12 protein-coding genes and 1 pseudogene are annotated in these 13,182 nt (G+C 68.6%); 10 read left to right on the forward strand and 3 right to left on the reverse strand.

The features are described from left to right. The coding region (locus QOI01_RS22695; RefSeq protein WP_526384933.1) for a PH domain-containing protein at positions 1–210 on the reverse strand (210 nt) is incomplete at its 3' end. A gap of 111 nt (positions 211–321) precedes the next feature. On the opposite strand from QOI01_RS22695, the gene moeA reads away from it, so the two are divergent. The 4 genes from moeA to QOI01_RS22715 are packed head-to-tail and all read left to right on the forward strand — an operon-like array spanning position 322 to position 5,363. Continuing rightward, positions 322–1,515 (forward strand): molybdopterin molybdotransferase MoeA, encoded by a 1,194-nt coding sequence (gene moeA / locus QOI01_RS22700; protein WP_526384935.1) that lies wholly within the window; start codon positions 322–324, stop codon positions 1,513–1,515. A 32-nt stretch (positions 1,516–1,547) separates the two neighbouring features. Next, positions 1,548–2,261 carry a phosphatidylserine decarboxylase gene (locus QOI01_RS22705; protein ID WP_526384937.1) on the forward strand — a complete coding sequence of 238 codons (714 nt, stop codon included), beginning with the start codon at positions 1,548–1,550 and terminating at the stop codon, positions 2,259–2,261. Beyond that, positions 2,258–3,109, forward strand: a complete 852-nt coding sequence (locus tag QOI01_RS22710) for a CDP-alcohol phosphatidyltransferase family protein (protein ID WP_526384939.1) — start codon at positions 2,258–2,260, stop codon at positions 3,107–3,109. Before QOI01_RS22705 ends, QOI01_RS22710 begins: the two co-directional genes overlap by 4 nt. 37 nt (positions 3,110–3,146) lie before the next feature. After that, on the forward strand, positions 3,147–5,363 hold the full coding sequence (locus tag QOI01_RS22715) for an AAA family ATPase (RefSeq protein WP_526384941.1): 2,217 nt from the start codon (positions 3,147–3,149) through the stop codon (positions 5,361–5,363). An 18-nt stretch (positions 5,364–5,381) separates the two neighbouring features. Here QOI01_RS22715 and QOI01_RS22720 read toward each other — a convergent pair whose 3' ends face one another. Beyond that, entirely contained in the window at positions 5,382–6,434 is a 1,053-nt protein-coding gene (locus QOI01_RS22720) for a methyltransferase domain-containing protein (RefSeq protein ID WP_526384943.1), read from the reverse strand. A gap of 222 nt (positions 6,435–6,656) precedes the next feature. Continuing rightward, a pseudogene (locus QOI01_RS22725) lies at positions 6,657–6,788 on the reverse strand (polyketide cyclase); the annotation flags it as partial. An 85-nt stretch (positions 6,789–6,873) separates the two neighbouring features. On the opposite strand from QOI01_RS22725, the gene QOI01_RS22730 reads away from it, so the two are divergent. The 6 genes from QOI01_RS22730 to QOI01_RS22755 form a co-directional block, all read left to right on the forward strand. Continuing rightward, positions 6,874–7,317 carry a DUF1707 domain-containing protein gene (locus QOI01_RS22730; RefSeq protein WP_526384945.1) on the forward strand — a complete coding sequence of 148 codons (444 nt, stop codon included), beginning with the start codon at positions 6,874–6,876 and terminating at the stop codon, positions 7,315–7,317. 108 nt (positions 7,318–7,425) lie between these two features. Further along, positions 7,426–10,296 (forward strand): Na+/H+ antiporter subunit A, encoded by a 2,871-nt coding sequence (locus tag QOI01_RS22735; protein WP_526384947.1) that lies wholly within the window; start codon positions 7,426–7,428, stop codon positions 10,294–10,296. Then, a complete protein-coding gene (locus QOI01_RS22740) occupies positions 10,293–10,763 on the forward strand; it encodes a Na(+)/H(+) antiporter subunit C (RefSeq protein WP_526384949.1) in 471 nt (156 codons plus the stop codon). The genes QOI01_RS22735 and QOI01_RS22740 overlap by 4 nt, the downstream gene beginning before the upstream one ends. A 31-nt stretch (positions 10,764–10,794) precedes the next feature. After that, entirely contained in the window at positions 10,795–12,393 is a 1,599-nt protein-coding gene (locus tag QOI01_RS22745) for a Na+/H+ antiporter subunit D (protein WP_526384951.1), read from the forward strand. A 26-nt stretch (positions 12,394–12,419) separates the two neighbouring features. Then, positions 12,420–12,995 carry a Na+/H+ antiporter subunit E gene (locus tag QOI01_RS22750; protein ID WP_526384953.1) on the forward strand — a complete coding sequence of 192 codons (576 nt, stop codon included), beginning with the start codon at positions 12,420–12,422 and terminating at the stop codon, positions 12,993–12,995. Next, positions 12,992–13,182: monovalent cation/H+ antiporter complex subunit F (locus QOI01_RS22755; RefSeq protein WP_526384955.1), on the forward strand; the 191-nt coding region annotated here is incomplete at its 3' end. The genes QOI01_RS22750 and QOI01_RS22755, both read left to right, overlap by 4 nt.

A 13,182-nucleotide genomic window follows, 5' to 3' on the forward strand; every position in this document is an offset into this window, starting at 1 on the left:
GCGCCACCATGGCGCCACCACCACGAACGTCACGATGCCGAGAACGGTCGCGAGTGCGGCCACGGCGTGCAGCCAGCCGAGCCGCGCATCCAGGACGAACCACACCACCTGCGCAACGGCGAGAAGCCCCCAGGGGATCGCCGCCGCGAGCGCCCACACCAGCGGGGCCTTGCGGCTCGGCGGATTCGTGGGGTCGACGAGTGTCACCATCACTCTGAGTATGGTCGTGCCCATGAGCGCCAACACCAAGTGGACGGCCGCCGACATGCCCGATCAGACCGGTCCCGTCGCCGAGGAGCTCACCGGGGTCAACTACCCGGTATGAGATCCGTCGAGGAGCACCAGCGCGTCGTCGCTGGGCTGATCATCCCCCGCGAGCCGGTCACCGTCGCCGTCGGTGACGCGCTCGGCCTCGTCCTGGCGACCGACGTCGTCGCGCCGCTGTCGCTGCCGGGGTTCGACAACTCGGCCATGGACGGGTACGCCGTCGTGGCCGAGGACATCGCGAACGCGTCGGCGGAACGGCCGGTGCGACTGCCGGTGGCCGAGGACATTTTCGCGGGCCGGACGGACCAGCTGGTGCTGCAAGCAGGGACCGCCCACCGGATCATGACGGGCGCTCCACTGCCGGCCGGAGCGACGGCGGTCATCCCCGTCGAGGCCACCGACGGCGCCACCGACACGGTGTCGATCCGGGCGAGCGCCAGGCCAGGCCAACACTTCCGACGCGCTGGCGAGGACGTCACCGCGGGTACGACCGTGCTGCAGGCCGGGCAGGTTCTCACCCCCGCCGCGCTCGGACTGGTCGCCGCCCTCGGGCTCGGCGAGCTCGAAGTCGTTCCGCGGCAACGTGTTCTGGTGATGTCGACGGGATCGGAGCTGGTGGCCCCCGGCACCCCGCTGCAACCGGGGCAGATCTACGAGTCCAACGCCGTCATGCTGGCGGCCGCAGTGCGCGACGCGGGCGCCGACGTGCTGACCTCGTCGATGACCGACGACGACGTCGCCACGTTCCGCGCCGCACTCGAATCCCACGCCCGCGATGCCGACCTGATCATCACCACCGGCGGCGTCAGCGCGGGCGCCTACGAGGTCGTGAAGGACACCCTCGGCGAAGAGGTCGAGTTCGTCAAGGTCGCCATGCAGCCGGGGATGCCGCAGGGCGCAGGCTCGGTGGCGGGAACACCGATCATCACCCTGCCCGGCAACCCCGTCAGCGCCCTGGTGTCGTTCGAGGTCTTCATCCGGGCACCGCTTCGCGCGGCGATGGGATTGCCGCGGCCGCAACGGCAACGGCTGGACGCGACCCTCACCGAGGATCTGACGTCGCCGCGTGGAAAGCGTCAGTTCCGCCGCGGCGTGCTCAGCCCCGACACGGCCACGGTTACGAGCTACGGCCCACCCGCCTCGCATCACCTCAGGTGGCTGGCATCGGCGAACTGCCTGCTCGAAATCGGGGAGGACGTCGTGGAGTTGGCGGCCGGGTCACCCGTGCGGGTATGGGATCTGACCTGAACACCCCGAGGACAACGTAGAATCGGGGACCCATGGCCAGACCCGCTCGACCCGCCAACGCTGCCAACGAGTCCGAGATCTCCCGACTGGTTGAGCTGTTCCGCTCCACTGTTCCTCCCGTTCACCCCGCAGGCCTGCCGTTCATCGCAGGCAGTCTCGCCGCCGCCGCGGCGGGACGCCGGCATCGGTGGTTGCGCAATGTCGGCCTCTCCGCGGCCAGCGCGTGCGCCCTGTTCTTTCGGCACCCGCCGCGCGTGCCCCCGACCAGGCCCGGTGTCGTGGTGGCTCCGGCCGACGGCCGCGTCACGCTGATCGAGCGGGTGTGCCCCCCTGCCGAGCTCAACATGCCCGACGTGCCCATGACCCGGATCAGCATCTTCCTGTCGGTGTTCGACGCGCACGTGCAGCGCACCCCGGTCGCGGGCGAGGTCGTCACCATCAAGTACCGACCTGGTAAGTTCGTCTCGGCCGAGCGCGACCAGGCCAGCGAGGTCAACGAGTGCAACAGCGTCTGGTTCCGCACCGCTGAGGGAGTCGACGTCGTCGCCGTCCAGATCGCCGGGCTCGTCGCGCGCCGGATCGTCTGCTCGGCGCGCATCGGGGAAAAGGTGTCACTCGGTGAGACCTACGGGTTGATCCGCTTCGGCTCGCGCCTCGACACGTACCTGCCCGAAGACGCCCGGGTACTCGTCGAGATCGGCCAACGCGCCATCGGTGGCGAGACCGTGCTGGCGGAGCTGGCGTGACCAGCAACGCCAGCAAACGCGGTCTGCGAATCCTGCCCAGTGCGACCACGGTGCTGGCGATCTGCGCCGGCCTGACCTCCATCAAGTTCGCCCTCGACGGCCGCCCGCACATCGCGCTGGCACTGATCGGCGCGGCCGCCATCCTCGACGGCATCGACGGCGGTATCGCCCGCGCGCTCGACGCCCAGTCCCGGATGGGCGCCGAGATCGACTCGCTGGCCGACGCGGTGAACTTCGGGGTCGCGCCCGCGCTGGTGATCTACGTGACGCTGCTGCCGACGTCGCCGGTCGGATGGATCTTCGTGCTGCTCTACGCGGTGTGCGTGGTCCTGCGGCTGGCCCGGTTCAACGCGCTGCTCGACGACGACACCCGCCCGGCCTACACCCGCGAGTTCTTCACCGGCATGCCCGCGCCGTGCGGTGCGATCGGGTCGGTCGCCCCGCTGGTGGCCATGCTGCAGTTCGGCCACGGCTGGTGGACGTCGCCGTGGTTCGTGTGCGTGTGGCTGGCCGCGAACGCCGCCCTCTTGGTCAGTCGCGTGCCGACCCTGGCGTTGAAGGCGATCTCGGTGCCGCCCAACGCGGCCCCCATCCTGCTGATCCTCGTCGCCGCCGCGGCCGCCGCGCTGCTGCTGTTCCCGTACATCCTGGTGCTGCTGATCATCGCCGGCTACCTGGTCGTCATTCCGTTCACCATCCGCAGCCAACGCTGGGTCGCTGCTCGCCCAGAGGCGTGGGACGTCAAACCGGGTCAGCGGCGGGCGGTCCGGCGGGCGGCCCGACGCGCGGCGCCCAATCGCCGCTCGATGGCCCGACTCGGGTTGCGCAGGCCCGGTCCCCGGCAGTGAGTGATGCCAAGGACGTGACTCAGAGGTGACCGATCACATGACCGAGACGCATGGCGAACCTCCGCTCGGTCGCCTGCCCCTGACGGCCCGACTGAACACCTCCGCACTGGACTCGCGTCGCGGCGTCGTCCGAATACATCCGGAAGCCCTTGCCGCACTTGGTATTCGGGAGTGGGACGCGGTGTCCCTGACCGGGTCGCGCACCACCTCAGCCGTCGTCGGCGTCGCAAATCCCGACACCCCGGTCGGCACGGCACTGCTCGACGACGTCACGCTGTCCAACGCCGGACTCCGAGAGAACACCATCGTGCTGGTGGCACCCGTCACGGTGTACGGAGCGCGATCGGTGACGGTGAGCGGCTCGAAGCTCGCCACCCAGTCCATCTCGTCGGCCACGCTGCGGTTGGCCCTATTGGGCAAGGTGATGACGGTCGGCGACACGGTGTCGCTCCTGCCGCGCGACCTCGGTCCCGGCACGTCCACGTCGGAGGCCTCCTCGGCCCTGACGTCCTCGGTCGGCATCACCTGGACCTCGGAGTTGCTCACCGTGACGGGCGTGGATCCCACGGGTCCCGTGAGCGTGCAACCCAATTCGCTCGTCGCGTGGCGAGTCGGCACCACACCGACGACCGAGCCGACCACCGCGGTATACACCGTGACCGAGCCGAACCGAAAGCCGAGCGAGCCGCCGACGAGCCCTCCGGTGTCGATCGACGACCTGAGGGGCGCGCACGCTCAGGCCGGTCGACTGACCGAGTGGCTCAAGCTCGCCCTCGATCAACCCGAGCTGCTCGAAACCCTCGGCGCGAAGCCCAATCTCGGCGTGCTGGTGTCGGGGCCCGCGGGGGTGGGCAAGACGACCCTGGTGCGGGCGGTGTGCGCCGGGCGGCGGCTCGTCGAACTCGACGGCCCCGAGGTCGGGGCGTTGCGCGCCGAGGACCGACTGACGAGCGTGACCTCGGCGGTGAACACGCTGCGCGACCGCGGCGGCGTTCTGCTCATCACTGACGTCGACGCGCTGCTACCGACGGCCACGGAGCCCGTCGCTACGCTGATCCTCACCGAATTGCGCGCCGCGGTGGCCACCTCGGGCGTAGCGTTCGTCGCGACGTCGGCGGTGCCCGACGCCGTGGACCCGAGGTTGCGGACGCCGGACCTGTGCGACCGCGAACTGGGGCTGAGCCTGCCCGACGGCGCAACGCGCACGGCGCTGCTGGAGGTCCTGCTACGCGGAGTGCCCGCCAGGGATCTCGACCTCAAGGAGATCGGCGAGCGCACACCGGGTTTCGTCGTCGCCGACCTGGCTGCCCTGGTCCGGGAGGCCGCGCTGCGGGCGGCCGCGCGCGCCAGCGCAGACGGCCAACCGCCCGGACTGACCCAGGACGACGTGACGGGCGCGCTATCGGTGATCCGTCCGCTGTCCCGGTCATCGGCCACCGAGGAGGTGGTCGTGGGGTCGGTGACCCTCGATGACGTCGGTGACATGGTGGAGACCAAGCAGGCGCTCACCGAAGCGGTGCTGTGGCCACTGCAGCACCCCGACACGTTCCAGCGGCTCGGCGTGGAACCGCCACGCGGCGTGCTGCTGTACGGTCCGCCCGGCTGCGGCAAGACGTTCGTCGTGAGGGCGCTCGCCAGTACCGGCCGACTGTCGGTGCACGCCGTGAAGGGCGCCGAGCTGATGGACAAGTGGGTCGGCGCGTCGGAGAAGGCAGTGCGCGAATTGTTCCGTCGCGCACGCGATTCCGCCCCGTCGCTGGTCTTCCTCGACGAGATCGACGCACTCGCTCCGCGCCGTGGTCAGAGTTTCGACTCGGGTGTCACCGACCGCGTCGTCGCGGCGTTGCTCACCGAACTCGACGGCATCAATCCGCTGCGCGACGTCGTGGTGCTCGGCGCCACCAACCGGCCCGACCTGATCGATCCGGCACTGCTGCGTCCCGGCAGGCTGGAGAAGCTGGTGTTCGTCGAGCCGCCGAACGCCGATGCGCGCCGGGACATTCTGCGCACGTCGGGTAAGGCGATCCCGCTGAGCGCCGACGTGAACCTCGACGAACTCGCCGACCAGCTCGAAGGCTACAGCGCCGCCGATTGCGTTGCGCTGCTTCGGGAATCCGCACTGACCGCGATGCGGCGCTCGATCGACACCGCGGACGTCACCGCCGCCGACGTCGAAAAGGCCAGGACCGCCGTGCGCCCGTCACTCGATCCGGTGCAGGTACAGACGCTACGGGCGTTCGCCGAAGGGCACTAGTCGGCGACCTTCGGGCGCCTACGGACGGGCCTCGAGGACCAAGTTGAACGGTGTCTCGGTCGCCCGCCGAAAGCGGGTGAAACCGCCTCCTTCAACAACGACTTGGCGCAGTCGCGCTTCACCCGCCTGAGCGCCGAGTGCGGGACCGTTGCGCGCGAGTGAAACGGGAACGCAAATCTGGGTGGACGCGCCGTACATCACCCGGCCCACCGGGGTCAGATTGTCCTGCACCTGATCGTTCGCAAATGGTTCCACGATCATCGCCGTGCCGTCCGCGTTCATCGCCTGGCGGGCGTGCCGGGACACACTGATCGGGTCGCCCATGTCGTGCAGGCAGTCGAAGAACGCGATGAGGTCGAACCCTTCACCTTCATAGCCAACCGCATCCGCGATCTCGAATCGCGCGTTTGCAGCACCCGCCATCGCGGCCTTCTCGCGGGCGACGTCAATCGATTCGGCGTGATAGTCGTACCCGATGAACTCCGAATCCGGGTAGGTCATCGCCATCAGGATGGTGCTGGCGCCGTGTCCACAGCCCACGTCGGCAACCTTCGCGCCGCTCTGCAGCTTGTTGACGACGCCGTCAAGCGCAGGCAGCCACGAGCCGATCAAATTGGCGTTGTACCCGGCGCGGAAGAACCGCTCGGTTCCATCGAACAGGCAGGGATGGTGTTCGCCCCATTCCATGCCGTCACCGGACTTGAAGTTGTCCAGCGTGCGCGCCAAGGCGTGAAACGTCGCCTCGACGATGTTGTACGCACCGGGCAGGTCGACCGGACCATTCGGGTCGGTCAGGCACAGCGCCTGCTCCGGGCTCAGCGACCACTCGCCGGACGAGTGGTCAAACTGCACGTATCCACCTGCGCCCTGATTTCCAAGCCATTCGCGGACATAGCGCTCGTTGGTACCGGTGCGCTGTGCCAATTCGCTCGGAGTCAGCGCGCCGTGGGCCAGTTCGCGGTACAAGCCGAGCCGGTCGCCGACCAGCATCAGCGTCGCACTCATCGCCGCTCCGAGATCACCCACCGCATGGGCGAGGAAGTCGTTCATCTTGCTTTCGTCGACAGCCATGGTGCTGCTCGTCTCACTAGTCGGGTCGCGTAAGCCAATGGTGATGGCTAAGTCGAACAGTGGATGGAAATTGGCCCGATCTGTGCCCATTCGTGCGAATGGGGATATTTAGCGAAGGTCAGCTAACCGAAGGCCCCCGGCCGGTGCGGATAAGCTGGTGTTCGTCGAGCCACCCATCGCGTCGCGGTGCTTTGCGAGTCCGCACTGACGGCGATGCGGCGCTCAACCCCGTTCGGCGATCTCCGCCAGTCGCGTCAGCGAGGCCGACAGCTCGTCTGCGGTCGTGGCCCTGGCACGCTCGAAGCGACTCTCGTCGGTGAGCCGCGACCAGTCGTAGGTATGCGTGACGCGGGTGCGCCGTAGCCATTGACGGTCCAACAATGACATGTCATAGTCGGAATATCGATAACTAGCCAGCGTCAAGATCAGGAGGTGTGTCATGACCACCAGCACCAGAATGACGACCAGCGTTGCGCCCGCCACCACCCGCGCGGGCGATCACGAGCGAGAGGCGACCGCCGCGCACCTCGGTGCGGCCCTCGTCCAGGGTTACCTCGACATGGCCGAGTACGAGGACCGCGTCCATGCGGCGTTCGGCGCGCACACCACGGGCGAGCTCCGACAGCTGCTCGGCGACCTGCCGGTCCACCAACTTCGCCGCAACGACCCCGGCCTGCGCGCCGCCCGTCATGCCGCCGCGCGCATGTCCGTCCGGATTCACCTCGCGGCCTACCTGCTGATGGTCGTCGTCGTGCTGACCGTCTGGTTGGCAGTGGCGTTGTCCGCGGGAGCCTGGTATTTCTGGCCCGTCTGGCCGATCCTCGGCGCGGGCATCGGCGTTGTGGCGCATGCCATTCCGATCAGGATCGCGACGTCACGATAGACGCCGATCCGACCGCCCGGGGAACGGGGCCAGCGCGTCCACGTAAACTGGCGTGAGCCACGTCCAGCCATACCCATAGACGGCTGACACCCCGACAACCGGAGTGCCATGCTCGCCATCCTGTACGCGCACGCGATCGCCGCCCTCGCGGCGCCGGGTCTCGTGCACCGTTGGGGGCGGCGGGCGTTCTACCCACTCGCGCTCGTCCCGCTCGGCTCGCTGCCCTGGGTGGCGCTCAACTGGCCAGGGCGCGGCGAGCGGACCGTCCACCTCGACTGGGTGCCCGAACTGTCGATGGACATCACGTTCCGATTCGACGCGCTCGCGGCGATCATGAGCATGCTCGTCCTCGGCGTCGGCGCGCTGGTCCTCTTCTACTGCGGCGAGTACTTCCACCACCACGACGGTCGCACGGAGCGGCGGCTACCCAGCTTCGCCGCGGAGCTCGTCGCCTTCTCCGGCGCCATGTTCGGTCTGGTCGTCAGCGATAACATGCTGATGCTCTACCTGTTCTGGGAGCTGACGACGGTGTTGTCGTTCCTGTTGGTCGGCCACTACGCCGAACGCGCCACGAGCAGGCGCGCCGCCACCCAGGCGCTGCTGGTCACCACCGCGGGCGGGCTGGCGATGCTGGTCGGCATCGTCATCATCGGGACGCTGTCCGGCACCTACCGGCTGTCCGAGCTGGTGGCGGCGCCACCGTCGGGCACCGCGGCCGCCGTCGGCGTAATCCTGGTCCTGATCGGCGCGCTGTCGAAGTCCGCGATCGTGCCGATGCACTTCTGGCTGCCGGGAGCGATGGCCGCACCGACGCCGGTGAGTGCGTATCTGCATGCGGCGGCGATGGTCAAGGCGGGCGTGTACCTCGTCGCCCGCATGACGCCGGGTTTCGCCGGCTCGCCGGGGTGGCGCCCGATCATCGTGACACTGGGCCTCCTCACGATGCTGCTCGCCGGGTGGCGTGCGGTGCGCGAGTACGACCTCAAGCTGATCCTCGCGTTCGGCACCGTCAGCCAGCTCGGGCTCATCATCCTGATGGTCGGCGCGGGCGGCGGCGACCTGATGCTGGCGGGACTCGCGATGCTGTGTGCACACGCGATGTTCAAGGCCGCACTGTTCATGGTCGTCGGCATCATCGACCACGCCACCGGGACGCGAGACATCCGACGGCTCGCCTGGCTCGGCGATCGCCAACGTCCGCTGCTGCTCATCGCCGTCGGCGCGACCGCAAGCATGGCCGCCCTGCCGCCATTCCTCGGTTTCGTCGCCAAGGAGGCCGACTTCACCGCGCTGGCCGACGGCGCCTCCCTCGGTGTCGCCGCCCCCTGGGTGTTGGCGGGGGTGGCGTTCGGCTCGGTGTTCACCACCATCTACAGCCTGCGCTTCATCTACGGCGCGTTCGCCCGCAAGGGCCGCGCCGAACCGAGCCAGCGCGTGTCCGAGATGCACCGCCCGTCCCGCGTCTTCCTCGTCGCCCCGGCGATCCTCGCGATCGCCGGTCTGGTGTTCGGCGTCTGGCCCACGGGTCTGGACCACGTCCTCGACGAGTACGCCGATACCGTGCCGGGAGGCGCCGACTACGACCTGGTGCTGTGGCACGGCGTGAATCTGCCCCTGCTGCTGTCGATCGTGGTGCTCGCCACGGGCACCGCCGCATTCCTCGCGCGGGGCCGACTGCGCCGCGCCCGCGTGGGCTACCTGCCTCTCGGGAACGCCGACCGGATCTACGACGCCGTGATTCGGGGCACCGACGTGTTCGCCGTCCGGCTCACCGCACTCACCCAGCGCGGATCGATCCCCGCGACGCAGGCGGTCATCCTCTCGACGCTGGTACTCCTGCCCATCGCGATGCTGATGCTCGGCGCCAGGGACCGTCCCGAGCTGAAGTTGTGGGACTCGCCGCTGCAGGTGGTGGTCGGCCTCATCATCCTGGCCGCGGCGCTGAGTGCGACGGTGTTGCGCAACCGGCTGGCGGCGGTGCTGCTCGTCGGTGTCACGGGCTACGGCTGCGGGGTGATCTTCGTCTTCCACGGCGCACCCGACCTGGCGCTGACGCAGTTCCTGGTGGAGACGTTGACACTGGTCATCTTCGTCCTCGTGCTGCGGACCCTGCCTGCAGAGGCGGAACAGGCCAACATCAAGAGGAATCGGTTGCCACGGCTGGCGCTCTCACTCGCCGTCGGCGTCAGCGTCACCACCCTTGCCGTGTTCGCAATGGCCGCGCGGACCACCAGGCCGATCGCCGACCTGCTGCCCGACGCCGCCTACTACCGCGGCCAAGGCGCGAACACGGTCAACGTGCTGCTCGTCGACATCCGCGCGTGGGACACCATGGGTGAGATCTCGGTGCTCCTGGTGGCGGCGACGGGCGTGGCGTCAATGGTGTTCCGGCATAGGCGATTCGGATCCGCTCCCCGCGTTGCCGACGCCGGACAGCCCGACATCGGCAGCATTCCCGTGCTCGCGACGAGCCCTGCCGTCGGCGACATCACCTGGCTGCGCGGCAGCGAACTACGCGACCCCCGGTACCGGTCACTGGTCCTCGAGGTCGCGACGCGGATCATCTTCCCGCTCATCATGGTGCTGTCGTTCTACTTCTTCTTCGCAGGCCACAACACACCGGGCGGCGGCTTCGCGGGGGGCCTGACCGCCGGGCTCGCGCTGGTGCTGCGCTACCTGGCCGGCGGCCGCTACGAACTCGGCGAGGCACTGCCGCTGGACGCTGGCAAGGTGCTCGGCGCCGGCCTGGCACTGTCGGCGGGGACGGCCGTCACGTCGCTGCTGCTTGGAGCGCCGGTGCTGTCGTCGGCGGTCATCGAGCTGGACATTCCCGTGCTAGGCCACCTCAAGCTGGTCACCGCGCTGTTCTTCGACCTCGGCGTCTACCTCATCGTCGTCGGCCTCGTGCTCGACGTGCTACGCAGCCTCGGCGCACGCGTCGACGTCGAGATGGCCGAGCAGACCCAGGCGGCACGATGACTACCTACCTTGTGCCGCTGATCCTCATCGGCGGCCTCACCAGCACCGGGGTTTACCTTCTACTGGAACGCAATCTGACCCGAATGTTGTTGGGGCTGTTGCTGGTCGGCAATGCCGTCAACCTCCTGATCCTGACCGTCGGTGGACCGTCGGGCAACCCGCCGGTCCGGGGCCGGACCACCGACGGCGAGACCGCGACGGCAGACCCGTTGGCCCAGGGCATGATCCTCACCGCGATCGTCATCTCGATGGGCATCGCGGCGTTCGTGCTCGCCCTGACCTACCGGTCGTACCGGCTGTCGAGGGCCGAGGAGGTGGCCAACGACCCGGAGGACACCCGCGTCTCGCAGCTGTCGGAACGCGCGGCCGCCGCCATCGACGAGGACGTCCAGCACCCCGATGCGCACCGCGACACCGACGAGCCAGACGAGTTGGACGCGCTGCCCGGCCACGACGGTTCCCGATGATCACCCAGCGAGAAGCGAAGCGGGATCGCGCATGAACACAGCGACCGTGCTGACGCCGCTGCCCGTGCTCATCCCCACGCTCGCCGCGGCCGCCACGTTGTTCGCCGGTCGCAGGCCGCGGCTGCAGCGCGCCATCACGGTGCTGGCCCTGGCCGCCGTGGTGACGGTGTGCGCGACCTTGGTCTACCTGGCCGACCGCGACGGCACCATTGCCGTGCACGTCGGCGGATGGGGCCAGACCGTGCCGGGCATGGGCCCGCTCGGCATCGTCCTGGTGGTGGACCGGCTCTCGTCCCTCATGCTGCTGGTGTCGGCGATCGTGCTGCTGGCGGTGGTCTTCTACGCCATCGGGCAGGGCATCCGCGACGGCGACGAACGCCAGCCGGTCTCGATCTTCCTGCCCACCTATCTGGTGCTGTCGGCAGGCGTGTGCACCGCGTTCCTGGCAGGCGACCTGTTCAACCTCTTCGTCGGCTTCGAGGTGCTGCTGTCGGCGAGCTTCGTGCTGCTGACCATCGGCGCCAGCACCGACCGGGTGCGCGCAGGCATCGCCTACGTGATGGTGTCGATGGTGTCGTCGTTGATCTTCCTGATCGGCATCGCATTGATCTACGCCGCGACGGGCACCCTCAACATGGCCGAAATCGCCGTCCGGCTGGACGACGTCCCGTCGGGCACGCGCAGCGCCCTGTTCGCGGTGCTCCTCGTCGCGTTCGGTATCAAGGCGGCCGTATTCCCGCTGTCGACATGGCTTCCCGACTCGTATCCCACGGCGCCCGCACCCGTCACCGCGGTCTTCGCGGGCCTGCTGACCAAGGTCGGCGTCTACGCCATCATCCGCGCGCATTCGCTGCTGTTCCCCGGCGGGGCGCTGGACCACGTGCTGCTGGTCGCGGCCCTAGTGACGATGCTCGTCGGCGTTTTCGGTGCGTTGGCGCAGAGCGACATCAAGCGGCTGCTGTCGTTCACGTTGGTCAGCCACATCGGCTACATGGTGTTCGGCATCGCCCTGTCGAGCGAACTCGGCATGGCCGGCGCGATCTACTACGTGGCCCACCACATCGTCGTGCAGACCACGCTGTTCCTCGTCGTCGGCCTGATTGAACGCCAGGCGGGAGCGTCCACGCTGCAACGTCTCGGTGGCCTCGCTGCGGCCAGTCCACTGCTGGCCCTGGTGTTCATCGTGCCTGCGCTCAATCTCGGTGGTATTCCGCCCTTCTCGGGCTTCATCGGCAAGGTCGCACTGCTCGAAGCGGGCGCCCAGGACGGGTCCGCTCTCGCCTGGGTTCTGGTGGCGGGCAGCGTGGTGACGAGCCTGCTGACGCTCTACGTGATGGCCAGGGTGTGGACGAAGGCGTTCTGGCGGGAGCGCGCCGACGCACCCGAGGGCGACCTGGCCGACGCGGCACCCTCGTCGCTGATCGACGACTCCGAGGAGGACGTCGCCTACGCCGATCGCGACGACGTCGGCCGGATGCCGGTGGGCATGCTGATTCCGACCGGCGCGCTGATCGCGGTCGGCCTGGCACTCACCGTGTTCGCCGGTCCCATCTTCGGGTTCAGCGAGCGCGCGGCCGCCGGAGTCATCGACCGCGGCCAGTACATCTCGGCTGTGTTGGGGCAGCGATGAGCGCGCGCGCGAAGAGCAAACCGGCGATGACAAGGTTCATCCTTCGGGCCTGGGTTCTGTGCTGGCTGACCCTGGTATGGATGTTGCTGTGGGGCAACATCTCCGCAGCGAACATCCTCGGCGGATTGGCCATCGCCCTGGTGATCACGCTGTTGCTACCGCTGCCGTCGGTGCCCGTCGAGGGCCGGCTACATCCCTTGTCACTGCTGCGACTCGTCGCGCAGGTCGCCTACTACCTGGTGTTGTCCTCGGTGCAGGTGGCCTGGCTGGCGGTCAAGCCGGGGCCGCCGCCGCAGAGCGCGGTGTTGCGGGTGCACCTGGCAATCAAGTCGGATCTGGTGCTGGCGCTCGCCGTCAGCGCCATCAACCTGATTCCCGGATCGATCGTGCTCGAGATCGACCAGACCCGCCGGATGATCTACGTGCACGCCATCGACGTCGGGTCCGACAAGTCGGTGCAACGCTTCTACCGCCAGATCTCCGAACTGGAGCGGCTGATGATCGCTGCGTTCGAGCGAGATGTCGACTGGCGGCCGTCGCCTGACGAGCGCTTGCGCGAGGAGACAGAAGGCGCGGAGAGGGAGAGGGAGACCCCGGAATGAATATCGTCTGGACCATCTCGGCGGTGCTGTTGACCGCGGCCGCCGCCATCACGATGTACCGACTCCTCGCGGGCCCCGGCACGCTGGACCGGTTGGTCGCGCTGGACACCTTCGTCGCGGTGACGATGTGCGCGATCGGCACCTGGGCCGCGTACAGCCTGGACACCACCGTGACCTACAGCCTGAC

This window comes from Mycobacterium sp., assembly GCF_032162605.1.
Classification (GTDB): domain Bacteria; phylum Actinomycetota; class Actinomycetes; order Mycobacteriales; family Mycobacteriaceae; genus Mycobacterium.